This window comes from Streptosporangium sp. DT93 (genome assembly GCF_049844535.1).
Classification (GTDB): Bacteria; Actinomycetota; Actinomycetes; order Streptosporangiales; family Streptosporangiaceae; genus Streptosporangium.
Window position 1 is genome coordinate 18488 of sequence record NZ_JBNCLF010000012.1, and the last position, 23637, is coordinate 42124.

General features: G+C 72.5%; 20 protein-coding genes, 1 pseudogene and 1 riboswitch. Of the genes and pseudogenes, 13 read left to right on the forward strand and 8 right to left on the reverse strand.

Going from position 1 to position 23637, the window contains the following annotated elements:
- The first annotated feature begins 53 nt into the window (after positions 1-53).
- The gene (locus ACLQ2R_RS24180; protein WP_425962796.1) at positions 54-1298 is read left to right on the forward strand and encodes a L,D-transpeptidase; all 1245 of its coding nucleotides are present in this window, start codon (positions 54-56) and stop codon (positions 1296-1298) included.
- A gap of 230 nt (positions 1299-1528) precedes the next feature.
- Here the strand turns inward: ACLQ2R_RS24180 and ACLQ2R_RS24185 are convergent, their stop codons facing one another.
- From ACLQ2R_RS24185 to ACLQ2R_RS24200, 4 genes are all read right to left on the reverse strand, one after another.
- Complete coding sequence (locus ACLQ2R_RS24185) at positions 1529-3223, reverse strand: cytochrome b (RefSeq protein WP_425962797.1); 1695 nt, start codon at positions 3221-3223, stop codon at positions 1529-1531.
- The gene (locus ACLQ2R_RS24190) at positions 3220-4356 is read right to left on the reverse strand and encodes a Rieske 2Fe-2S domain-containing protein (protein WP_425962798.1); all 1137 of its coding nucleotides are present in this window, start codon (positions 4354-4356) and stop codon (positions 3220-3222) included. Before ACLQ2R_RS24190 ends, ACLQ2R_RS24185 begins: the two co-directional genes overlap by 4 nt.
- A complete protein-coding gene (locus ACLQ2R_RS24195) occupies positions 4353-5114 on the reverse strand; it encodes a c-type cytochrome (protein WP_425962799.1) in 762 nt (253 codons plus the stop codon). Before ACLQ2R_RS24195 ends, ACLQ2R_RS24190 begins: the two co-directional genes overlap by 4 nt.
- A 73-nt stretch (positions 5115-5187) precedes the next feature.
- Positions 5188-5805 carry an aa3-type cytochrome oxidase subunit III gene (locus ACLQ2R_RS24200; protein WP_386232581.1) on the reverse strand — a complete coding sequence of 206 codons (618 nt, stop codon included), beginning with the start codon at positions 5803-5805 and terminating at the stop codon, positions 5188-5190.
- Between the two features lie 211 nt (positions 5806-6016).
- Here ACLQ2R_RS24200 and ACLQ2R_RS24205 point away from each other — a divergent pair, with 211 nt between their 5' ends.
- The 3 genes and pseudogenes from ACLQ2R_RS24205 to ACLQ2R_RS24215 form a co-directional block, all read left to right on the forward strand.
- On the forward strand, positions 6017-6415 hold the full coding sequence (locus ACLQ2R_RS24205; RefSeq protein ID WP_425963042.1) for a hypothetical protein: 399 nt from the start codon (positions 6017-6019) through the stop codon (positions 6413-6415).
- A gap of 20 nt (positions 6416-6435) precedes the next feature.
- Positions 6436-7521, forward strand: coding sequence for an anthranilate phosphoribosyltransferase (gene trpD / locus ACLQ2R_RS24210; RefSeq protein ID WP_425962800.1), 1086 nt, complete (start codon positions 6436-6438; stop codon positions 7519-7521).
- Positions 7522-7735: 214 nt separating this feature from the next.
- A pseudogene (locus ACLQ2R_RS24215) lies at positions 7736-8470 on the forward strand (sensor histidine kinase); the annotation flags it as partial.
- Between the two features lie 225 nt (positions 8471-8695).
- Here ACLQ2R_RS24215 and ACLQ2R_RS24220 read toward each other — a convergent pair.
- From ACLQ2R_RS24220 to ACLQ2R_RS24230, 3 genes are all read right to left on the reverse strand, one after another.
- Complete coding sequence (locus ACLQ2R_RS24220; RefSeq protein WP_425963043.1) at positions 8696-8983, reverse strand: Lrp/AsnC family transcriptional regulator; 288 nt, start codon at positions 8981-8983, stop codon at positions 8696-8698.
- 233 nt (positions 8984-9216) lie between these two features.
- Positions 9217-10941, reverse strand: coding sequence for a DEDD exonuclease domain-containing protein (locus ACLQ2R_RS24225; RefSeq protein ID WP_425962801.1), 1725 nt, complete (start codon positions 10939-10941; stop codon positions 9217-9219).
- Positions 10942-11040: 99 nt separating this feature from the next.
- Positions 11041-12192 (reverse strand): phosphotransferase family protein, encoded by a 1152-nt coding sequence (locus tag ACLQ2R_RS24230; protein ID WP_425962803.1) that lies wholly within the window; start codon positions 12190-12192, stop codon positions 11041-11043.
- Between the two features lie 265 nt (positions 12193-12457).
- Between ACLQ2R_RS24230 and ACLQ2R_RS24235 the strand changes: the two genes are divergently transcribed.
- The 8 genes from ACLQ2R_RS24235 to ACLQ2R_RS24270 all read left to right on the forward strand — a co-directional run bounded on the left by ACLQ2R_RS24235 (position 12458) and on the right by ACLQ2R_RS24270 (position 20674).
- Positions 12458-13690: an NYN domain-containing protein gene (locus ACLQ2R_RS24235; protein ID WP_425962804.1), complete on the forward strand. Its 1233-nt coding sequence runs from the start codon at positions 12458-12460 to the stop codon at positions 13688-13690.
- A 45-nt stretch (positions 13691-13735) separates the two neighbouring features.
- Positions 13736-14419 (forward strand): hypothetical protein, encoded by a 684-nt coding sequence (locus ACLQ2R_RS24240; protein ID WP_425962805.1) that lies wholly within the window; start codon positions 13736-13738, stop codon positions 14417-14419.
- A 181-nt stretch (positions 14420-14600) separates the two neighbouring features.
- Positions 14601-15551: an NlpC/P60 family protein gene (locus tag ACLQ2R_RS24245; protein WP_425962806.1), complete on the forward strand. Its 951-nt coding sequence runs from the start codon at positions 14601-14603 to the stop codon at positions 15549-15551.
- 252 nt (positions 15552-15803) lie between these two features.
- Entirely contained in the window at positions 15804-16094 is a 291-nt protein-coding gene (locus ACLQ2R_RS24250) for a DUF1905 domain-containing protein (protein WP_425962807.1), read from the forward strand.
- Positions 16095-16510: 416 nt separating this feature from the next.
- Positions 16511-16667: riboswitch (cyclic di-AMP (ydaO/yuaA leader) on the forward strand.
- Between the two features lie 133 nt (positions 16668-16800).
- On the forward strand, positions 16801-17358 hold the full coding sequence (locus ACLQ2R_RS24255; RefSeq protein WP_425962808.1) for a C40 family peptidase: 558 nt from the start codon (positions 16801-16803) through the stop codon (positions 17356-17358).
- Positions 17359-17439: 81 nt separating this feature from the next.
- Entirely contained in the window at positions 17440-18279 is an 840-nt protein-coding gene (locus tag ACLQ2R_RS24260) for a hypothetical protein (protein WP_425962810.1), read from the forward strand.
- Positions 18276-19553 (forward strand): M48 family metallopeptidase, encoded by a 1278-nt coding sequence (locus tag ACLQ2R_RS24265; protein ID WP_425962811.1) that lies wholly within the window; start codon positions 18276-18278, stop codon positions 19551-19553. Before ACLQ2R_RS24260 ends, ACLQ2R_RS24265 begins: the two co-directional genes overlap by 4 nt.
- A complete protein-coding gene (locus tag ACLQ2R_RS24270; RefSeq protein ID WP_425962812.1) occupies positions 19550-20674 on the forward strand; it encodes a glycosyltransferase family 4 protein in 1125 nt (374 codons plus the stop codon). The genes ACLQ2R_RS24265 and ACLQ2R_RS24270 overlap by 4 nt, the downstream gene beginning before the upstream one ends.
- Positions 20675-20865: 191 nt before the next feature.
- Here ACLQ2R_RS24270 and ACLQ2R_RS24275 read toward each other — a convergent pair whose 3' ends face one another.
- Positions 20866-22659, reverse strand: a complete 1794-nt coding sequence (locus ACLQ2R_RS24275; RefSeq protein WP_425962813.1) for an AMP-dependent synthetase/ligase — start codon at positions 22657-22659, stop codon at positions 20866-20868.
- 207 nt (positions 22660-22866) lie between these two features.
- Here ACLQ2R_RS24275 and ACLQ2R_RS24280 point away from each other — a divergent pair, with 207 nt between their 5' ends.
- On the forward strand, positions 22867-23634 hold the full coding sequence (locus ACLQ2R_RS24280) for a metallophosphoesterase family protein (RefSeq protein WP_425962814.1): 768 nt from the start codon (positions 22867-22869) through the stop codon (positions 23632-23634).
- The last annotated feature ends 3 nt before the right edge of the window (positions 23635-23637 follow it).

Consider the following 23637-nt stretch of genomic DNA (forward strand, 5'->3'; position numbering starts at 1 on the left):
CTTACACCGGGTAATAACTGAATCAGTGGTTCGTTCCGGACAGGGGAGTTCATGTGGGGCACGCGATCCGTGGTTCGAGCCGGGGGGCCGGACTGCTGGCCCTCGCCCTGGTGACGGCCTCCTGCTCGACGAGCACCGCTCCGCCCGCCGGCTCGGCGGGATCGACGGGGCCCGCGGGGTCCGCGACGGCCTCGCCCGCGACGGCGGCCGTCGTGACGGTGGTGCCCCTGAACGGGGCGGCCGGCGTCCCCACCGACGTGCCGATCGTGGTCGCCGCGCAGGGCGGCACGCTGAAACAGGTCAGCGTCATAGCCCTGAAGGGCTCCAGGAAGCCCCTGACGGGCGTTCTCAGCGCCGACGGCACCCAATGGCGCAGCCGGGGCACGGCGGCTCCAGGGGCCGCCTACGAGGTCAGGGCGACGGCCACCGACGCGGCGGGCACCGAGACCCGCACCATCACGTCCTTCTCCACGGTGAAGGCCCGCGAGACGTACGCGATCCAGAACTTCATGCCGAGCCGCTACGACACCGGCCTGACCGTCGGCGTCGGCATGCCGATCATGATCACCTTCGACCGGGCCGTCACCGACCGGGTCTCGATCGAGCGCAACCTGACCGTCAGGACCTCCACGCCGGTCCTGGGCGCCTGGCACTGGTTCGACGACCGCAACGTGCACTTCCGCCCGAAGAAATTCTGGCCCGCCGGCACCAGGGTCCGCGTACAGGCCCGCCTCGCGGGGGTGCGCGGCGGCCCCGGCCTGTACGGCGCGGCGAACCGGACCGTCGACTTCAAGGTCGGCCGCTCGCAGATCACCCGCGGCAGCGTCCTGTCCCACCACCTCACCGTGCGGCGCAACGGCAGGGTCGTCCGTGAGATGCCGATGAGCGCCGGTCAGGGGGGCGTCTGGAAGTACCACACGACCAGCGGCGTGCACCTGGCCATGTCCCGGGAGAACGTCACGGTCATGGTCTCGCCCGGGATCGGGCCCGGCTCGTCGGGCTACTACCGGCTGACCGTCTACGACACCGTCCGCATCTCCAACAGCGGCGAGTACATCCACAGCGCCCCGTGGTCGGTCGGCTCCCAGGGGTACTCCAACGTCAGCCACGGCTGCGTCAACGTCAGCCCGTCCAACGCCAAGTGGTTCCTGGACAACACCCTGATCGGGGACCCGATCGTGATCACCGGCTCGCCCCGCGTCCTGGAGCCGACCAACGGCTGGGGGCACTGGCAGGAGAGCTGGCGGCAGTGGCTGAAGTGGAGCAGCCTCAAGCACTTCACCACCGACGACGTCTGAGCGCGGGGCGGCCCGGGCGTCCTCCGGGAGGTGGCGGGGTCAGGGAGGCGGGGTCCGGGAGAGCGGTGCGCACGAGCCCGCGAGGGCCGGGACGCACGACGAGGGGGCCCGGACACCGATGTGGTGTCCGGGCCCCCTCGTCGTTCCGCGTGGCCTCCGGCGGCCCCTCAGCCCCTTCGGGGGCCCGCCCGGCGGACCGGGCGGGGAGCCCCGGGGGATCGGGGACCGTGTCAGCGGGTCAGGGACCTGTCGTCGTCGCCCTGGCCACTCTGGCCGCCCTGGCCGATGGCCGCGTGCTCGCCGTGGCCGAGAGCGTGACCGTCGTCGTGGCCGTCTCCGTGACCGGCCTCCAGCGGGATCTTCTCGCCGCCGTAGGCCCGGCTCATCTTGAGACGGAGCCTGCCCAGCGGGCCGCGCATCGCCTTGGACGGGATGCCGTCCCGGCCCGCCGCGCCCCGGTCGGAGATGACCGGGACGATCTCCCTGTTGCGCATGTGGGCCTCGATGGCCTCGTGCGGCGGGACGTGCACCTCGATGTACTCGCCGTGGGGGAGGCGCTTGATCACGCCGGACTCCACGCCGTGGCCGAGGACGGCCGCGTCACCGCGCTGCAGCCCCAGGCAGACCCGGTAGGTGATCATGTAGGTCGCCACCGGGGCAGCGATGATCAGGAATCGGCCGATGTAGGTCGTCCAGTTCAGCGACACCTGGAAGAACGCGGCGATCTCGTCGTTGGCGCCGAGCAGCCACAGGACCCCGTAGAAGGAGACCGCGGCCATGCCGATCGAGGTGCGGTGGGGGTTGTTGCGGGGACGCTCGGCGATGTGGTGCTCGCGCCGGTCCCCGGTGACCCACTGCTCGATGAACGGGTAGAGCGCCAGCCCCGTCATGATGATGCCCATCGGCAACAGGGCGGGGATCAGCACGCTCATCGCGAGCGTCCCCCCGGACTGGCCGAAGAGGTTGAGCTCCCAGGCGGGCATCAGGCGGAGCGAGCCCTCCAGGAAGCCCATGTAGAAGTCGGGCTGCGAACCGGCCGAGATGTCGGCCGGGGTGTAGGGGCCGAACAGCCAGATCGGGTTGATCTGGGCGAAGGTCCCCAGCAGCGCGATGACCCCGAACGTGAACATGAAGTAGGCGCCGGCCTTGATCATGAAGGCCGGGTAGAACGGCGAGCCCACCACGTTCTCGTTCGTGCGTCCCTTGCCCGGCATCTGCGTGTGCTTCTGCACCCACATCAGGATCATGTGGGCGCTGATCAGCGCCAGCAGGATGCCCGGGATCAGCAGGATGTGCAGCGAGTAGAACCGGGAGACGACGTCCTCGCCCGGGTACTCGCCGCCGAAGAGGAAGAAGGTGATCCAGGTGCCGACCAGCGGCAGCGAGATCGCCACGCCCTCGGTGATCCGCAGGCCCGCGCCGGAGAGCAGGTCGTCGGGGAGGGAGTAGCCGGTCAGGCCCTCGGCCAGCGCCAGCGTCAGCAGCAGTACGCCGATGATCCAGTTGAGCTCGCGCGGCTTGCGGTAGGCGCCGGTGAAGAACACCCGCAGCGCGTGCACCATCATGCCGCCGATGAACAGCAGGGCCGCCCAGTGGTGCATCTGGCGCATCAGCAGGCCGCCGCGCACGTCGAAGCTGATCTCCAGCGTCGACGCGTAGGCCTCGGACATCGTGACGCCGTAGAGCGCCTTGTAGGAGCCGAGATACTCCACGTGGGCCATGCTGGGCTTGAAGAAGAGGGTCAGGAACGTGCCGGTCAGCAGGAGGATGATGAAGGAGTAGAGAGCGATCTCACCGAGGAGGAACGACCAGTGGTCGGGGAAGACCTTGCGCAGGTTGCGCCGGAGGAAGTTTCCCGCCCCGATCCGGTCGTCGACGAAGTTACCCGCGCCCACGATGGGCTTGGGAACGCTTTCGACACTCATTTTTGTGTGGCTCCGTTCTCACGGGCCTCGGCCTCGGCGTCGCCACGCTCCCAGAAGCTGGGACCGACAGGGACGGCGAAGTCCGCCGTAGCAACGAGGTACCCCTCATTATCCACGGCGATGGGCAGCTGGGGCAAAGGCCGGGCGGCCGGGCCGAAGATGACCTTGGCGCCGTCGGCGGCGTCGAAGGTCGACTGGTGGCACGGGCACAGGATGTGGTGGGTGGTCTGCTCGTACAGGGCCGCGGGGCAGCCGACGTGCGTGCAGATCTTGGAGTAGGCCACGATCCCGTTGCTCGTCCAGTTCTTGTTGACCCCGGACTTGAGCTCCTCGGGCCGGAACTTGATCAGGATCAGCGTGGCCTTGGCCAGCGCGTTCAGGTCGTGCTCGTAGCCGTCGGGCACGACCGACAGGATGCCGCCGGGGGAGTTGAAGTCGGCCGCCCTGATGGGGTCGCCGGTTCCCTCGACGAGCAGCCTGCGGGGCTTGCCGTCCTTGGTCTTCTCCCCCCAGACGGTGTGCCGCAGCTTCCCGGGGAAGTTCGTGTGGCTCGGGCCGAGGTCGCGCAGCAGCACCAGCGGGGCCAGGCCCAGCGGGGCGGCGGCGAGGAGCAGGCTGCGGCGCAGCAGCGGGCGCTTGGTGATCCCGCTCTCGGCCGCGCCCTGCATGAAGGTCTCGCCGACGTAGGACCTGGTCGCCGGGTCGGAGGCCATCGGGTGGCGCTCCTGGACCATGCTGTACTTCGGCATGACCATGCGGACCCAGGTCACCATGCCCGCGGCCAGCGCGAGCAGCGCCAGGGTCAGCGTGCCGCCCAGCGCGAGGTTGGAGACCTGCGTCTTGGCGATGTCGCCGACCTGGAAGACCACGTACGAGACGACGAAGCCGAGACCCGCCAGGGCGGCGACGGCGAAGCAGAGGGCGGAGTAGCGCTCGCCCTTCTTCGCGGTCGCCTCGTCCTGCGGGACCACTCCGGGCACCTGGACGTCCGCGGCGGTCCCGGCGGACGGGGCCGCCGTGGCGTCGCGGCCGGTGCCGAGCAGCGAGCCGCTCGTCGCGGGCGAGGGGGTGCCGATGACGCGCTTGGGCGCGCGCTCCTCGGGCTGTTCGGTGTCGTGATTGTTCTCAGTCATTTGGTGGCCTGTCGCCTCTTCGCGGTGATCCAGATGGCGGCCAGGGAGAGCAGGCTGAGGCCGACGACCCAGGCCACCAGCCCCTCGGTGACCGGGCCGATACGGCCGAGACCCGAGCCGCCCGGGTCGGGCTCGTTGCGCACGCCCACGATGTAGGCGATCATGTCGCGCTTCTGCTCGGGCGTGATGATGCTGTCGTTGAAGACCGGCATGGCCTGCGGGCCGGTGACCATGGCCTCGTAGATCTGCCGCTCGGTGGCCTGGTTCAGCGACGGGGCGTACTTGCCCTGGGTGAGGGCGCCGCCCGCGCCGACGAAGTTGTGGCACTGGATGCAGTTGGCCCGGAAGAGCTCACCGCCCTTGACCGGGTCGCCCTTGCTCGCGTCGACCGTCTCGGCGTCCGGCGTGGTCGGACCGCCGCCCAGGGACTGGACGTAGGCGCCGAGCTGCCGCAGGGTGTCCTTGGTGACCCAGGGGGCCACGGGCTTGCGCGGGGCCTGCGACGAGGGGTTGGCCAGGGGCATGCGGCCGCTGCCGACCTGGAAGTCGACGGAGGCCGAGCCCACGCCGACCAGCGTCGGTCCCTGGCCGGTGCCCTCGGCGTTCTGCCCGTGGCAGCTGGAGCAGCTGCGCTCGAAGAGCTTCTTGCCCTCGGCCACGTCGTCGGCCCTGCCGGAGGCGATGGCCGCGTCGGCCTGCCGCGGGGAGGAGGCCGCCAGGGCGACGGTGTAGAGCCCGCCGATCAGCCCCAGCGCCATGAGCAGGACGGCGTATCTCGCGAGGGGATGCCGCCGCCCAGCGGTGATCCTATTCACAGAGATCCCCGATTCCTTATTGAATTCCATAGATGGTCACGAAAAGGCCGATCCAGACCACGTCCACGAAGTGCCAGTAGTAGGACACGACGATCGCGCTGGTCGCCTGCTCACGGGTGAAGCGCTTCGCGGCGTACGTGCGTCCCAGCATGAGCAGGAACGCGATCAGCCCACCGGTCACGTGCAGGCCGTGGAAACCCGTGGTCAGGTAGAACACCGAGTCGTACGCGGAGTGCGACAGCGTGTGCCCCTCGTGGACCAGCTGGCTGTACTCGAACAGCTGGCCGCCGACGAAGACGGCGCCCATCAGGAAGCTGACGATGTACCAGAAGCGCAGCTTGGCGACCTGGCCCTTCTCGGCCGCCCACACGCCCAGCTGGCAGGTCACACTCGACAGGACCAGGATGATCGTGTTGGCCAGGGAGAACGGGACGTTCAGGTGAGCCTCGGGCCAGGGTTGCCCCTGGCCGATGGTCACCGACCGGATGGTGAAGTACATCGCGAACAGCGCCGCGAAGAACATGAGCTCGGAGGACAGCCAGACGATCGTCCCCACGCTGACCAGATCGGGCCGGCGGGACGAATGTGCTGTCGTCGTCGTTGAGATTGCGGATGCTGTCGCCACGGGCAGCATTATTGCGGCTCTCCTGCTCGGGTCGCCGCACGACCCCCCGATAGGGGGCCCGTACGTCCCCTCAAAGGGGATCTATAGGGCAATTCGCCCGGCAACGGCTCCGGCCTGGGTGCCGGGGGCGGCCGACCGGTAGCATCCCAGGTGACCATACATCGACGTGCGAGGGACAGTGAGCGCGACCGTGAGCACCGGCGAGAGCACCGACGACACGATGAGGATCCTCGTCTACAGCGACGACGCGAGCACCCGCGAGAAGGTCCGGCAGGCCATCGGCCGCCGCCCGGCCGCCGACGTGCCCTTCGTGGAGATCGTGGAGTGCGCCACCCACGCCAAGGTCGTGCAGTACTTCGACTCCGGTGAGATCGACGTCGCCGTGCTCGACGCCGAGGCCAAGCCGGCCGGCGGCATGGGCGTGGCCCGCCAGGCCAAGGACGAGGTCCACGACTGCCCGCCGATCTGCCTGCTGATCGCCCGCCGCGACGACCGCTGGCTGGCCGAGTGGTCGCGCGCCGAGGCCGTGGTGCCGCGCCCGATCGACCCGGTCGTGCTCGCCGAGACCGTCGCCGACCTGATGCGCCGCCGCCTGTCCACCCGTCTGACCGCCCAGTAGCGACCCCCCAGGAGACCCCCATGGACGCGCGTACCACCTGGCCCGCGCTGCTGTCCGCCCTCATCGCCGGCGAGCACCTGACGGCCGACGAGGCCGCCTGGGCGATGGATCAGATCATGTCGGGATCGGCCACCTCCGCCCAGATCGCCGGGTTCGCCGTGGCGTTGAGGTCCAAGGGCGAGACGGTCGCGGAGGTGGCCGGCCTGGCGCGCATCATGCTGGAGCGGGCCGTCCCGCTGTCGGTCGAGGGCCCCCTCGTCGACGTCGTCGGCACCGGGGGGGACCGCGCCCACACCGTCAACGTCTCCACCATGGCCGCGATCGTGGCCGCGGGGGCCGGGGCCAGGGTCGTCAAGCACGGCAACCGGGCGGCCTCCTCCTCCTGCGGCGCCGCCGACGTCCTGGAACACCTCGGGATCGTGCTCGACCTGCCACCCGCCGAGACCGCCAGGGTCGCGGTGGAGGCCGGGATCGCCTTCTGCTTCGCGCCCGTCTACCACCCGGCGCTGCGTTTCGTGGGACCCACCCGCAAGGAGCTGGGCATCCCCACGATCTTCAACTTCCTGGGCCCGCTGACCAACCCGGCCAGGCCCGCCGCCCAGGCGATCGGCATCTTCGACGCGGGCATGCTCCCCGTGGTGGCCGGAGTGTTCGCCGAGCGCGGCGCCTCCGCGCTGGTGTTCAGGGGCGACGACGGGCTGGACGAGCTGACCATCTCCACGACCTCCACGGTCTGGGTGGTGCGCGACGGCCAGGCCGAGCGGACCGTGTTCGACCCGGCCGTGCTGGACATCCCCAGGGCCGCGCCCGACGCGCTGCGCGGCGGGGACGTGGTCTTCAACGCCCAGGCCGTCCGCGACCTGCTCGACGGCCGCACCGGCCCGGTCCGCGACGCCGTCCTGCTGAACGCCGCCGCCGCCCTGGTCGCCTTCGACGGCGTCACCGGGGGCGCGAGCGCCGCAGGGGCGGGGAGTGCCGTCGAGGACCTGGACGCCGCGATGGCCGCCGGGTACGAGCGCGCCGTGCGGGCCGTCGACTCCGGCGCCGCCGCCGGTGCCCTGGAGCGCTGGATCGAGGTCAGCCGGCCGAGCGGTCAGCCGTCCTGACGGCCCCTCCTGACGCCCCCTCCCGGGGCGGGCCGGTGGCGTGAGCCGTCCAGGGCCCGCGTTCCGGGGCGGTCGCGCGAGCGTTCCCGACGTCCGGTCCTGACGCGGGAATCCCCTCGTGGGCTGATCGAGGATCAGCCCACGAGGGGATGTCGCCCCCGAGGGGGCGTTCTAGATTGCGTCCATGTGGCGTGCCTACTCTTTGACCGGGCAGATGTTCCCCGTCCTGCTGGTGTGCGCGACGCTGGGCCTCTGCCTGGCCGTCGCCCTCCTGGTGCGCGAGCGCAGGCTGCTTCTGCTCAGGCTCAGAGCCCAGGAGGCCGGTCTGGCCGACCAGGGGCGGGAGCTGGCCCGCGCCCGCTTCACCGAGCGCCGGGCGCGCATCGCCCGGGAGCTGCACGACATCGTCGCGCACGGGATCAGCATGATGACGCTCGGCGTCGGCGCCGGGCGAATGATCATGGAAAAGGATCCCGGCCGGGCCAGGGAGACCCTGCGCATGGCCGAGGAGTCGGGGCGCCAGGCGCTGGTCGAGCTCCAGCGCGCCCTGTCGCTGCTGGACCTCGACGGACCCTCCACCGGCAGGACGCCGCAGCCCAGGCTGTCGGACCTGGAGGACCTGCTCGACGAGGTCAGGGCCGAGGGCCTGAGCGTGGAGGTCGTCGTGGACGGCCGTGCCGCCGAGGTCGGGCTCGCCCTGGAACTGGTGGCCTACCGGATCGTGCAGGAGGCGCTCGGCAACACCCTGCGGCACGCGGGCGCCGGCCGGGCCCGCGTCACGCTGCGCTGGCGGCCGGGCTTCCTGGAGGTGCTGGTGCGCGACGACGGCCGGTCCGCGCCGCCGGGCGCCGCCGGGCACGGCCTGCTCGGCATGCGCGACCGCGCGACCCTGTTCGGCGGGACGCTGGAGGCCGGGGTCCTGCGCGGCGGGGGGTTCGAGGTACGGGCCAGGCTGCCCACCGCCGGCGAGGTGGGTCCCCGCCGGGTCCCCGGGCAGACCGACGAGATCCCCGGCCGGGCCGATGGGACGGGTCCCGGCCGTGCTCCCGAGCGGGCCGACGGGGTGGGCCCCGGCCTCGTTCCCGGTGGGACGGGTCCCGGCCACGGCCCCGGGCGGGCCGGCGAGGCGCGTGCCGCCCTCACCCCCGTGCCCGGCCCCCCGCGTGCGCGGGAGCTAGTCGGACTCGCCCAGGCCGATCGAGAAGGCGGCGTCGAGGTCGTGCCGGGAGTAGGCCCGGAAGGCGATGTGCGTCTCGGTGTGCAGCACCCCGGCCACCTTGTTGATCCGCCCGGGGACCAGCTCGGCGATCTCCTCGTAGGCGCTCACCCGGATCATGGCCATCAGGTCGTACTCCCCGGTTATCGAGTAGACCTCGCTCACCCCGTCGATCTCGGCGATCGTCTGGGCGATCTCGGGGATCCGGTCCACCTCGGCGTTGATGTGCACGATCGCGGTGACCACGAGCTTCCTCCTCGTTGAGTGCTGCCTGCCGCCTCAGAAGCTACCAGTGCGGCCCCGCGCGCGGCGGACGGCCCGCGCCCCGGGAACGGCGACCGGACCGGCGGGGGGGCCGGCGACGGGAGCGCCGGGGAACCGGCGGGGGGACCGGCTGTGCCCGCGGGCGTCGCCGCGCGGGATCGACGGCGCCCGGCGGGCGTCGCGTGGCGAGGCGGGAAGCTCAGCGGGGCGGGAGCTCAGCGCAGCGGGCGGCCCTCACGCGGCCGGCGCGGCTCACCCCCCTGGTAGGCGCGGTCGATGCGGGCCTTGAGCCTCCCGGCGCCCGAGACGGGCAGGCTCCAGGTGCCCTCCACCTCCACCAGCCGGACCCCGGGCGTCTCCAGCCAGCGCAGCACGCACTCGGTCTCCTCGGGGCTGGCCGCGTGGACCGGCCCGATCCCCGGCGGGACGGTCTCCGCGGTGGCCGTCAGCGCCTCGACGAACGGGGTGGGGTGGGCGCCGGAGGGCATCACCCCCGCCGAGGCCAGGCGGCCGTAGCGCACCACGTGGATCTCCCACCGGCCGCCGGAGACCGGGGCCGCGGCGACCAGCTGGGGGATCGTGGTCAGCGACCGCAGCCGCTGCATCCGGGCCGAGGTGCGGACGTAGGCGGCCAGCCGGTCACGGTCGGCCGCGGCCTCCTCGTAGCGCTGGTCGAGCGCCAGGCGCTCCATCCGGGCCTCGATGGCCGAGAAGACCGGTGCCGCGTCCAGCTCCAGCGCCCGGCGGGCCGCGATCACGTGGACGGCGTACTCGCCGGGGGTCTGGCGGCCCTCGCAGGGTGCCCCGCACCTGCCGATCTCGGCGAGCGCGCAGGCCGACCGCCGGGTGCGGACGGTGATCCGCTCGCTGCACTGGCGCAGCGGGATCGTCTCGTGCAGCGCCGCGCGGGCGTCCTCGGCCGTGCGGGTGCTGGAGAAGGGGCCCAGGTAGGAGGCGTCGTCGTCCTTGATCTCGCGGACCACCGACAGGCGGGGGAACGGCTCGTCGGTCAGCTTGAGCCAGAACATCTTCTCCGGGGAGCGCGACCTGCGGTTGTAGCGGGGCTTGGCCGAGCCGATCAGCCGCAGCTCCCTGACCTCGGCCTCCAGCGGGGTGGCGCAGGAGATGGACCTGACCCGCGCGGCGATGCCGACCATCTCCCGGATGCGGGGCCGGGTCTCGCCCGCGGTGAAGTAGCTGCGCACGCGGTTGCGCAGGTCGACGCTCTTGCCGACGTAGAGCGGGTCGCCGCCCTCGTCCTCGAACACGTACACGCCCGGCCCCGAGGGAACGGAGTCGGCCAGGTGCCTCTTGCGGCGCTGCTCGGGCGTGGGCGCCCGGACGAAGCCCTTGAGCTCCTCCAGCGTGTGCACCCCGAAGGAGCCGGCGCGTTCCAGCAGGGCGTGCAGCACGTCGGCGGTGGCCCGCGCGTCGGCGAGCGCCCGGTGGCAGGGCTCGGTGTGGCTGAAGATCCTCGCCAGGGTGGAGAGCTTGCAGTTGGGCGCCTCGTCGCGGGTCAGCAGCCGCCGGGCCAGGCCGACGGTGTCGACCACCTGGTGCCCGGGAGGGGGGTAGCCGTGGGCGGCGCAGGCCGCCTTGAGGAAGCCCATGTCGAACCCGGCGTTGTGCGCCACCAGGGTGGAGCCCGCGGCGAACTCCAGGAAGGACGGCAGCACCGCCTCGATCCTGGGCGCCGCCGCCACCATGCCGTCGGTGATGCCGGTCAGCACCGAGATGAACGGCGGGATCGGCCCGCCGGGGTCGACCAGGGTGCCGAACTCGCCGAGCGGCTCACCACCCCTGACCTTGACCGCGCCGATCTCGGTGATCGCGTGCTCGCCCGCCGAGACGCCGGTGGTCTCCAGGTCGAACACGACGAAGGTCACCTCGCTGAGCGGCGTGCCCAGCTCGTCGAGCGTTCCCTGTACGGCGTAGTCCACGATTCACGACCCTAGAAGCCCCGACCGACATTTAGCGCACCGCCTCCCCCCTCCGGGAGGCCTCCCCGCGGACCCCGGGCGTACCGGGCGGGGGGCCGCTCAGCCGCGGTGATCTCCCTCGATCATCCGCTCCAGCCGCCGGCGGTGGAACACCAGGTCATCGGGGTCGGCGGGCATGGGCTGCTCGCCGAAGTGGATGCGGCGGTGCCAGACGCGGGCCATGATGACGCCGTGCCGCAGCGCGGCGTAGACCTCGTAGAACTCCATGTCCCGAGGTGTGTATCCCGTCATTTCCTCATATGTGCGGCACACGTCCTCGGACCTCATGAAGTCCGGCAGGCCGGGCAGGCCCATGGACTCCGCCACGTCCTGGAAGAACCGGTGCAGGAAGATCATCCAGCCCAGGTCCAGCTCCCGGGGGGCGACCGTGGCCATCTCCCAGTCCAGCACCCCCACCGGGGTGAAGTCCCGGTACATCACGTTCCCGATGCGCGCGTCCCCCCAGCTCAGCACGTCGGGCCCGGGATCGGCGGGCCAGTGCTCCTCCAGCCAGCCGAACGCCCGCTCCAGCAGCGGGAGCCGCATCGCGCCGTGCGCCCACTCGTAGTAGGCGCGCTGCTCCTCGAAGTGCCTGCGCAGCGCCGGCCCGCCCGTCCCCGGGGACCGCAGCGCGTCCACCTCCCCGGCGGTGAACGGGGCGTCGTGCACCCTGGCCAGGATCTCCACGCTCCGCCGCTGCAACCGCGCGCGGTCGGCCGGGGAGGCCTCCAGCAGCCAGCCCTCGAAGGTGTACGGCAGCACGTCCGGCGGCACGTCGCCCTCCAGGCGCTCCATCACGAAGAACGGCGCCCCCAGCGGCCCCGGGTCGGGCTCGTACCACAGGGTCGCCGGGACGGGCACGCCCGCGCGCTCCCTGACCAGGCGCATGACGTCGAACTGCCTGCCCAGGTCGTAGTCGGGGAAGACCGGCACCGCCTCGCTCGCCGGCGCCATCCGGGCCACGCACCGGACCTCGTGCACTTCGCCGTCCGCGCCGTCCGCGCCGGACCCACGGCCCTCGCCGGAGGTCCACCGCGCGTCGAAGATCAGGGTCTCGCTGGACATCCCGTTCCCCGAGGGAGGGGTGAGCCGGGAGATCGTCACGGGAGCCCCGACCCGGCCGGTGAGCCAGGAACGGAACCGCTCGCGTAACTCCTCCAGGTCACGGGTCGAGGTGCGCATCCCCTCGGCCTGCCGGCGTTGCTCGTCCATCGCTCTCCCGGGTGGCGTGGGTCACAAGGTGATCCGCACAGTCGTAACCTATGAGCAATCGCTTGTCCACAAGGGGTTCACCGGCGGGCCGGGCGCCCGCCGTCCTCGGTCAGGTCGGGGTCAGGGTGCGCTAGCCGTACCCTTGACGTGAATGCCGATCCGAGTAGGGGCCGTGATGAGTTCAGCCGGAGAGGGCCTGTCTCGTCCGTTACCCGAGCAGGTCCGTTCGCATGTCGTGGAGCTGGCGTCCCAGATTCTCGGGTCGATGCCCGCCGCCTCGGTGCCGCCGCCGCTCAAGGGGATCGCCAGGTTCGACCCCCGCAAGCGCGCCAAGCTCGGCGGCACGCCGATCGCGGCGCAGCTGGAGACCGACAAGAAGTTCCGCGAGCTGGTCGCCGAGACGCTGACCGCCGGCTGGCCCGAGCTGGTCGCGAGCCTGGCCGAGGGCACGGTGCCGCCCGCCGCCGAGCCCGTCATGGTGGCCGCCGCCGCCTACCTGACCCGGCCGCCGGGCTGGGCGGAGATGGTGGAGACGGCGCGGGCGGACCTGGAGCGGTCGGCCGCCGTCGCCGAGGGGTCGGCCCAGGAACAGGCGGTCGCCCGGCTGCGCGACCAGCTCGCCACGCAGAAGACCGCCGCCAAGGACGAGACCGACCGGCTGCGCGAGCAGCTCAAGTCCTCCCGCTCGGAGGTGTCCGACCTGCGCCACCGGCTGCACGACGCCCGGGAGCGGGCCAGGGCCGCCGAGGCGCGCGCCGCCGAGGCCGCCGAGGCCGCCGCCGAGGCGAAGACCGCCGCGGTCTCGGCCGGGAGCACCATGGAGAGCGAGACGCGCCGCCTGCGCGAGCGCCTGGCCGACGCCGAGCGCCAGCTTGAGGCCACCCGCAGGGCCGCCCGCGAGGGCCGCAGCGTGGAGGACACCAAGGTGCGCATGCTCCTGGACGCCCTCCAGGACGCCGCGGCCGGGCTGCGCAGGGAGCTCGCGCTGCCCTCGGGCATCCACCGGCCCGCCGACTCGGTGGCCGCCGTGGCGCCGGGCAGGCAGAGCGTCCAGGGGGTCCCGGCGCGGGCGCTGGCCGACGACGACCCCGCGCTGCTCGACCAGCTCCTCGCGCTGCCGCAGATCCACCTCATCGTGGACGGCTACAACGTGACCAAGTCCGGCTACGGCACGTTCACCCTCGCCGACCAGCGCAGCCGCCTGCTCACCGGGCTCGGCGCGCTCTACGCGCAGACCCGCACCGAGCTGACCTGCGTCTTCGACGGCGCCGAGCTGAACGGGCCGGTGCCGGTGTCGGCGCCGCGCGGGGTGCGCGTGATGTTCAGCGCCCCGGGGCAGATCGCCGACGACCTGATCCGCCAGCTGGTGCGCGCCGAGCCCACCGGGCGGGCCGTCGCGGTGGTCTCCTCCGACCGCGAGGTGGCCGACTCGGTCCGCAGGATGGGCGCCCGCCCCGTGCCGGCGGTCCTTCTTCTGAGACGTCTCGGCCGTGCGTGAACCTTTCGGGTGATTCGTGCATCGAATACCCGGGAGGATGTCTCAATGAAGAAGATCATAGCGCTCGCCCTGACCGTCCTGGCGGGCGGCGCGCTCACCGCCGCGCCCGCCGCCGCGGCCCCCGCGACGCCCACCGGGCCCGCGGCGTCCGCAGTGTTCGCGGCGTCCGCCCCGTCCGTGATCCCCCGGGGCTTCCTGCTGTACGAGAGGGACGCCGCGAAGAAGGACGACGACCCCGAGACGAACTGGAAGGTCAGCGGCTCGGTGAAGGCCGGGCTCGCGGTGAACCCGTGCGACCGGAGCACGCTGGCCAGGACCGGCCGGCAGGCCGCGCGGACGGTGACGTACACCGCCGTGCCGGACTTCATGAAGGTCGAGCAGGTCGTGCTGTACCGGACGCCGGCCGACGCCGTCAGGGCGGTCTCCCAGGTGCGCGCGGCGCTGAGGGCGTGCCGTTCCGGGCCCGGGTCCGGCGCGACCTACCGCTACGCCTCCTCGCGGCTGAGCGGGCTCGGCGACGAGGCGCTCAGGGTGTCCGGCCAGGTCTACTACCGCGGTAAGGCCGGGGTGGGCGGTGACCGGAGCGTCCTGGTCAGGAAGGGCAACGCGGTCCTGATCTACCTGTGGGCCGGGGAGTACGCCAGGCCCGCGGCGACCGACTGGGCCACCCAGCTGCGCGACGCGAGGAGGATGACCGCCAAAATCTGCGGCGTCGCCACCTGCGGGTAGCCGGGGCAGCCGTCCGGCGGACGCGACCTGCGGCGGAGGAGCGGCCACATCGTTTGGGGCAAACCCGGCGAAAAGGTGAGCCAATCATTACTTCTTCTGTACTATTCGCCGCAGGTCTGTGTATCTGGGAGGCGTTGACGTGGCCGTGGCGGGCATGCCGGTTGGACTGAGTCGGATACCGGTGGCTGCCGGTCTCGCCCTCGCGCTGGTGATGGTGCCGGTGGGCGGGGCGGTCGCGGAGCCCAAGCCCACCCTCTCCCAGGCGAAGAGGAAGCTGGCCAAGCTCAACGAGCAGGCCGACCAGGTCGTGGAGAAGTACAACCAGGCCTCGGAGAAGTGGAAGCGGGCCAAGAAGAAGTACCGGACGCTCAACGGCGAGCTGACCCGTCAGAGCGAGCGCGTCTCCGGGCTGCGCAAGGAACTCGTCACGATGGCCGTCAGCACCTACCAGACCGGCCCGGTCGGCGGCTGGGAGAGCATGATCGCCCAGCCCGACCCCTCGGGGCTGCTGAGCGGCCTGGCCGCCGCCGACCAGCTCGCCGCCTCCCGGGCCCGGTCCCTGGAGGCCTTCAACGAGGCCACCGCGGAGCTGCGGACCGGGCGCGACGAGGCCAAGGAGGTGCTGGTCGAGGCCGACGAGGTCCGCGACGAGCTGGCCGAGGAGAAGGCCAAGGCCGACAAGATGGTCAAGGAGCAGACGAAGCTCCTGCGCGAGCTCGGCGCCTTCCGGACGGGCAACCCCGACAGCGCCGGGATCCAGTACGACGGCTCCGCCTCGGGCAACGCCCGCGCCGCCCTGCAGTTCGCCTTCGCCCAGGTGGGCAAGCCCTACCGGTACGGCGGCACCGGCCCCGGCGGCTGGGACTGCTCCGGCCTGGTGCAGGCGTCCTGGCGCAGCGGCGGGGTCGGCATCCCCCGTACGACCTGGGAGCAGTGGAGCTGGGGCGCGAGCCGCAAGGTGTCGCTGGACGCCCTGCAGCCGGGCGACCTCATCTTCAGCGAGGGCCTGGGACACGTCAGCATGTACGCGGGCGACGGCAAGATCGTGCACGCCCCGCAGACCGGCGACGTGGTCAAGGTCGTCCCGATGTCGGCCTACGGCCGCCGCCTCGTCGGGGCCGTCCGCCCCTGAGGTCGTGTACCCGCGTCCCGGTGGGGCTCGTGCGCGGGCCTCTGGCCGTCCCCGAGGGGGCCGGGATTCCCAAGGGACTCCGCCGTGCGAGGGCCGCTCGTTCGTCTCCGGGGGCGTCCCCCGGGCGCCGGTGAGGACATTTCGTGCGCGGGCGACGATTCCGGGGCCTCGCGGGAGTCATCCTCATGGACCACCGGCCCCTCCGCGTCCGCGGGGGGTACGCCGCGACACACGACCCGGGAGACGACGACCATGCCCACGCCCACGACCCCGCAGCCGCTCGACCACATCTTCACCGCCCCGATCGAGAAGGACGGCACCTTCGCCACCTTCGTGACCGTGCCGGACTCGGCCGAGGTCCTCGGCACGAGGCGGGCCGTGAAGGTCGCCGGGACGATCGACGGCCACCCGTTCACCGCCACGCTCATGCCCTCGGGCTCCGGCCCGCACTGGCTGCCCCTGCGGGCGGAACTGTGCAGGCTCATCGGCAAGCACGCGGCCGGCGACGAGGTGGCGTTCCACCTCGACCGGAGGCTGAGCTGACCCGCCGGTCCCTCGCGGGCCCGGGGCGGTGTCTTCCCCGGATCCGGCCGGCCGGGTTTTCCGCCGAGCCGGAACGGGGGCACGGCGACCCGGGCCAGGGCCCTCCCGGGGGATCACCGCGGAAGAAGGCGCGGTGTGATGAAGATAACAAAAATCGTGATTTCCGAGGGCGCGAGTCCGGTGTGACGAGAGTCATATCTCGATCGCATAAATAGGCATCACGCAGCGGTAACGGTGAGATCAAGATGCCTTCTCGATCCCCCGTTTCGAGGAACCCTTTGCCGAAACGTGGCGATCGGAGTAACTTCTGGCTGCGCGACGTGCAAGCCATGCCGCCGCGGTGAACGACGGTCTTCGGGCCGTCTGCCCCAGAGAAATCCAACCGGCCACCGTGCCCCCGCAAGGGGCGACGTCATCGCGGTGGCCCGCCGAATTCATGCAGCCAGGAGCATGGAACCGGGGACCCAGAAGGCCCCTAACGGTGGCCAGGGGTGAATCGGCACATTTGTGTCGTAGGGCATCTTCCAAGCCCGAATCCGTCAGCTAACCCGGTAGGCATCAGTGGAAGCACCAAGGAGAAATCCTGTCTACCACCCCGCGCAACCCCCGTCTGTCACGCCTTTTCCGCCTTTCCCTGGGCGGCGTCGCCCTTACGTTGACCGCCTCGGCCGGAGCGGTCACCCTGGGACCCACCACGGCGCAGGCGATGACGGACAATCCCCCTGAGATTCTGGTCAGCGGCACGACCGGCGTCTCCGAGCAGGCCTCCGACACGGAGGCGGCGAGCGCCGGGGGTGCGAAGAGCACCGACCGGATCGCCAGGAACGTCAAGGTCAAGGCCAGGACGAAGAGGGCACCGGCCACGGCGAAGAAGACCGGGACGAGCAGGGCGGCACTGCAGAAGGTCCGGGCCGTCAAGGCCGTGACGGAGGCCAGGAAGCAGGTCGGCGATCCGTACCGGTGGGGAGCCTCCGGTCCCGGCGCGTTCGACTGCTCCGGGCTCGTCCGCTACGCCTGGCGCAAGGCGGGGGTGTCCCTCCCCAGGATCACGCAGAGCCAGTACCGGTCGATCAGGAAGAAGGTCTCGTGGAGCAGGCTGCTCCCCGGTGACCTGCTGTTCTTCAGCGGAAAGGGCCACGTCGGCATGTACGTCGGCAAGGGCAGGATGGTCCATTCGCCGAGTAGCGGCAAGACGGTGCGGATCGTGAAGCTGCAGGGCCACTACAGGTCCACCTTCGCGGGAGCGGTCCGTCCCGGCGTCTGACCCCGGGCGTCGCGACAGCGGCCCCGTCCCCCTGCCCGGGGGACGGGGCCGCTTCCGCGTGTTCGGCTACCATCGGCTCACATGTCCGTCCCGAACGGGTCCCCGCCGCGCGGATCCGTCCCGCGTGGATCCGTCCCGCGCGGACGCCGCGCCGTGCTCGCCGGGACGCTGGCGCTGCTGAGCGCCGGCCCGCTCACCGGCGCCGGGCCCCTGCCCGCCGGCCTCCGCGACCTCTGGCCGGACGGCACAACCGTCGTCCGCGGCCGGGACTCCGTGGTGGCCGGCCACCACGTGCCGCCCGCCGTCCTGCGGGACCTGGCCGCCAGGGCCGACCGGGCCTGCCGCACCGTCGCGGCCGTCTGGGGGCCGGTACGCGCGGTGGTCCTGTTCCCGGCCACCGACGCCGAGGCCGCGGCGCTCGCCGGGGCGCGCGCCACCCCCGCCCCGGCCTCGCTGGCCGCCCTGGCCACCGCCGACCGGGTCGTCGTCCTGCCGTCCGGCTACGCCAGGCTCACCGAGACGGGCCGGGACGTGGTGATCACGCACGAGCTCGTCCACGTGGCCACCGGCGCCACCCGTGGCGGCCGGGTGCCGATGTGGCTGTCGGAGGGGTTCGCGGACTACGCCGGGTACCGCGACGCGGGCCTCCCCGTGCGGACGGTCGCCGCGGAACTGGCCGCCGAGGTGCGCGCGGGCGTCCTGCCCGCCCGCCTCCCCGTGGCGGCGGACTTCGCCCCGGGCGCCGCGAGGCTCGCGCAGGCCTACGAGGAGGCATGGCTCGCCTGCGCGTTCGTCGCGGAGCACTTCGGGGAGAAGGCGCTGACGAGGCTCTACGGTAGCGATGTCGGGAGCACGCTCGGCCTGTCCGCGGCCGGGTTCACCCGGGCCTGGCGCGACTACCTCCGGAGGGAACTGGGATGACGCTGAGCAGGACGGACGCGCCCCCGGGCACGCGGCAGGCCGGGTGGGCGCTGGTCGCGCTGGGCGCGGTCACCCTGGCGGTCGTGGCGTTCACCACGCCCTGGCGGGCCCTGCCCCCGGCGGCGCCCGCGGTCGTCCCCTCGCCGGAGCGGGACTTCACCGCCGCGCAGATCGCCCGGTCCGAGACGTTCGACGCGCTGGTCGGTGTCCCGGGCTACCTGTCGCTCGGCCTGACGCTGGTCGTGGCCGGGGTGCTGGTGGCCACCCCGCTGGGCGCCAGGCTCGCCGACCGGCTGCCGGGGCCCTGGTGGGCGCGGGTGCTGCTCGGCGTACTGTCGATCTCGGCCGCCACGGCGGCACTGCGCTGGCCGCTGGGGATGTGGTCGGAGACCTACCTGCGCGAGTTCGGGCTGTCCACCCAGCAGTGGCCCGCGTGGGCGGCCGACCGCCTCAAGAGCGCGGGCGTCGGCGCGGCGCTCACCGCGATCATGGTCCTGGCGGTGGTCGCGCTGGCGCGGCGCTACCGGCGCTGGTGGATCCCGGCCGCGGCCGGCGCGTTCGTCCTGACGCTGGGCGCGTCCTTCGCCTACCCGGTGCTCGTCGAGCCGATCTTCAACGACTTCCGGCCGATGGAGGCCGGGCCGCTGCGCGACGACCTGCTCGCCATGGCCGCCCGGGACGGCGTGCCCGTGGAGGACGTGCTCGTCGCCGACGCCTCGCGGCGGACCACCGCGCTCAACGCCTACGTCTCCGGGTTCGGCGCCACCCGCAGGATCGTCGTCTACGACACGCTGCTGCGCGCGCCCGCCGACGAGGTCGAACTGGTGGTCGCGCACGAGCTGGGCCACGCCGAGGCCGGCGACGTGCTCTGGGGCACGCTCGTGGGCGGCCTGGGCGCGGCGTGCGGGGCCTGCCTGCTCTACGTGGTGGCCTCGGCGCCGGTCCTGCGGCGGCGGACCGGGGTGAGCGCGCTCGGCGACCCGCGGGCGACGGGGCTGATCATGGGCCTGGTGAGCCTGGCCACGGTCCTGTCGGGACCCGTCCAGAACGTGGTGAGCAGGCACGTCGAGGCCCGCGCGGACGTGCACGCCCTGGACCTGACCCGGGACCCGGCGACGTTCGTCGCCATGCAGAGGCGCCTGGCCGCCACCAACATCTCGGACCTGTCTCCCGACCCGTTCGAGTACGTCCTCTACTCCTCGCACCCCACGGCCCCGCAGCGCATCGCCTCGGCGCGCTCCTGGGCCCGGCTGAACGCCCTGCCCGAACCGTGAGCCGGACCCTGGTCGTCACCAACGACTTCCCGCCCCGCGCCGGAGGGATCCAGTCGTTCGTGCAGGGTCTCGTCGCCCACCGCCCGCCAGGCTCGGTCGTCGTGTACGCCCCCGCCTGGCCCGGTGGCGAGGCCTTCGACCGCGGGCGGCCCTACCCGGTCGTGCGGCACTCCGGCTCGCTGATGCTGCCCCTGCCCGCCGTGGCCCGCCGGGCCGCCGCCCTGGTCTCCCGCTTCGGCTGCGACACCGTGGTCTTCGGGGCGGCGGCGCCGCTGGGCCTGCTCGCGCCGAGGATGCGCGAGGCCGGGGCGCGGCGCGTGGTCATGGTCACCCACGGTCACGAGGCGGGCTGGGCCCACGTCCCCCTCGCCCGCCGGATGCTCGCCAGGATCGGCGCGGAGGCCGACGTGGTCACCTACCTGGGGGAGTACACCCGCAGGCGGCTGGCCGGGGTGATCCCCGGGGACAGGCTGGTGCGGCTGGCGCCCGGCGTCGACACCCGGACGTTCCACCCGGGCGCGGGCGGGGAGCGGGTCCGCGCCGCGCTGGGCCTGGGGGAGCGGCCGGTGGTGGTCTGCCTGTCCCGGCTGGTGCCGCGCAAGGGCCAGGACACGCTCCTGCGGGCCTGGCCGGTGGTGCTGCGGGACGTGCCCGACGCGGTGCTCCTGATCGTCGGCGGCGGCCCGTACCGCGCGACCCTGGAGCGGCTCGCCCGGCCGCTGGGCGGCTCGGTCCGGATCGTCGGGCCGGTCCCGGAGTCGGCGCTGCCCGGCCATCTGGCCGCGGGGGACGTGTTCGCCATGCCGTGCCGCACCCGCCTGGGCGGCGTGGACGTCGAGGGCCTCGGCATCGTCTACCTGGAGGCCTCCGCCACCGGGCTGCCCGTGGTGGCGGGGTCCTCCGGGGGCGCCCCCGACGCCGTGCTGAACGGCGAGACGGGCCTGGTCGTCGACGGCACCCGCCCGCGGGAGGTCGCGGCGGCCCTGACCGGCCTGCTCAAGGACCCGGCCGGCGCGCGGGTCATGGGGGAGCGGGGACGCGAGTGGGTCGCGGACGAGTGGAGCTGGGAGCGGACCGCGGCGCGCTTCGCCCGCCTGCTGGAGCCCGCGGAGACGCCGTAGACCCAGGAGACCCAGGAGACCCAAGAGACCCAAGAGAGCCCGTAGACCCCGGAGACCGTTGTCCCCGGCCTCGTCCGGGCACCCTGCTCGACGCCCTGCGCGAGTGCCCGGTCCGGCTGCCCGAGTGCCTTGTCCGACGCCCTGCCCGGACGTCCCGTCCGGCTGCCCGGGCCGGGCGGCCGGGCCGTGTCCTAGCCGTAGAGGGCGTTCACCCGGTCGGAGAAGTCGCGCATGACCACGTTGCGCTTGACCTTCAGCGTCGGGGTGAGGTGCCCGCTCTCCTCGCTGATGTCGATGTCGAGCACGGTGAACTTCTTGATCTGCTCGGCCTTGGAGACCGTCCTGTTGGCGTCGTCCACGGCCTTCTGCACCTCGGCGACGATCGCCGGGTCGGAGCTGAGGGCGGCCAGGCCGGCGTCGGTGCGGCCGTTGGCGGCCTTCCACTGCTCCAGGGCCTCGGGGTCGAGCGTGACGAGCGCCGCGACGAACGGCCTGTCGTCGCCCACCACCATCGCCTGGCTGACCAGCGGGTGGGCGCGGATGCGGTCCTCCAGCGGGCCCGGGGCCACGTTCTTGCCCGCGGCGGTGACGATGAGCTCCTTCTTGCGGCCGGTGATGCTGAGGTAGCCGTCCCCGTCGAGCTCGCCGATGTCACCGGTGTGGAACCAGCCGTCCGCGTCGATCGCCTCGGCGGTCGCCTCGTCGTTGTTCCAGTAGCCGCCGAAGATGTGCCGGCCCTTGACCAGCACCTCGCCGTCCTCGCCGATGCCGACGGTGACCCCGGGGAAGGGCTTGCCGACGGTGCCGATCTTGTTGGCGCCCGGGATGTTGACCGAGGACGGCGCGGAGGTCTCGGTGAGCCCCCAGCCCTCCAGGACCTCGATGCCCGCGCCGCGGAAGAAGTGGCCCAGCCGCTCTCCCAGGGCCGAGCCGCCGGAGACCGCGTTCGTCAGCCTGCCGCCGGTGGCGGCGCGGAGCTTGCGGTAGACGAGCTTGTCGAACACCAGGTGCCGCAGCCGCAGGGCCACTCCGGCGCCGCCGGCCGACTCCGCCCTGCTCCAGGCGACGGCGGTCTCGGCCGCCGCGCGGAAGATCTTCCCCTTGCCCTCGGCGGCGGCCTTCTGCTCGGCCGAGTTGTAGACCTTCTCGAAGACGCGGGGCACGCCCAGCAGGAAGGTCGGCCGGAAGCCCTGCAGGTCGGGGCCGACGTTCTTCATGGTCGGGGTGTGCGCCAGGACCGTGCCCGTCTCGATCAGCACGACCTCGATGATGCGGGCGAAGACGTGCGCGAGGGGCAGGAAGAGCAGCGCCGACCTGCCCTCGACGCTGAAGAGGCGCTCCAGCGGGCCACCCGCGACGTTCCTGGCGGTGAACAGCAGGTTGTCGTGCGTCAGCCGGCAGCCCTTGGGCCTGCCCGTGGTGCCCGAGGTGTAGACGACCGTGGCCAGGTCGGAGCCCTGGCGCCCGGTCCTGCGCTCGGCGAGCGTGTCGTCGGAGACCTCGGCGCCGCGCGCGGTGAGCTCCTCCAGCGCGCCGCCCTCGATGCGCCAGACGTCCTTGAGCCCCGGCAGGTCGGCCGCGCCCTCGCGGACGGTCGCCTCGTGGTCGTCGAGTTCCGCGAAGACGGCCACGGCGCCGCTGTCGGAGATGATCCAGGAGACCTGGTCGCCCGAGGAGGACTCGTAGATCGGTACCCCGACCGCGCCCGCGGACCAGATCGCGTAGTCGACGACCGTCCACTCGTAGCGGGTGCGCGACATCAGGGCGACCCGGTCGCCGGGCTCCACGCCGGCCGCGATCAGGCCCTTGGCCACTCCGGCGACCTGGTCGCGGAACTCCGCGGCGGTGACGGCGGACCAGTCGTCGCCGAGCTTGCGGCGCAGCGCGACGGCGCCCGGCTCCTCCTCGGCGCGACGGAACACCGTGTCGGTCAGGTTGGCGGATGAGGGGACATCCACCAGCACGGGGACGCTGTACTGGCGCACGGATCACTCCCGGAGACACACGGATCGATGGGCTGCCTGGAAGTTATCGCGATAAGTTACGCACGGGTAAATTCGTCATCCAGGCGTTACCAACGGGAATGTCACCGTACCAAGCGCCTGGCCTCCCGGACGAGGGCCGCACCGCGCTCCGGAGCATGTGAGGTTTGTTACTTATATCGGCATTTATGGGTAGTTAGGATGGTCGGCATGCGGGTTCATGTCGTCAGCGACGTGCACGGAAGAGCCGACGCGCTGGCCCGCGCCGGGGAGGGCGCCGACGCGCTGATCTGCCTGGGCGACCTGATCCTCTTCGTCGACTACGAGGACCACTCCCAGGGCATCTTCGCCGAGCTCTTCGGAACCGAGCGGGCGGCGGAGTTCATCGGCCTGAGGACGGCCAAGCGGTTCGACGAGGCACGGGCGATGTCCGCGCAGCTGTGGGCGTCGCTGGAGGGCGACCCGCGCGAGCACATCGAACGCTCCGTCCGGCGGCAGTACGGCGAGATCTTCGCCGCGATGCCGACCCCCGCCTACCTCACCTACGGCAACGTGGACCTGCCGCTGCTGTGGCCCGAGTACGTCCGCGAGGGCCACCGGGTGCTCGACGGCGAGACCGTCGAGATCGGCGGCCTGCGCTTCGGCTTCGTCGGCGGCGGCCTGCGCACGCGCTACCGGACCCCGTACGAGATCGACGACGAGGAGTACGCCCGCAAGGTGGAGGCCGTCGGCGAGGTGGACGTGCTCTGCTGCCACATCCCCCCGGCCGTCCCCGAGCTGCTCTACGACGTGGTGGCCCGGCGCTTCGAACGGGGCAGCGAGGCCACCCTGGAGGCGATCAGGCGCACCCAGCCGCGCTACGCGCTCTTCGGCCACGTGCACCAGCCGCTCGCCGCCCGCACGCGCATCGGCAGGACCGAGTGCCTCAACGTCGGGCACTTCCGCGGCAGGGGGGTCCCGTTCGTCCTGGAGTGGTAGGCG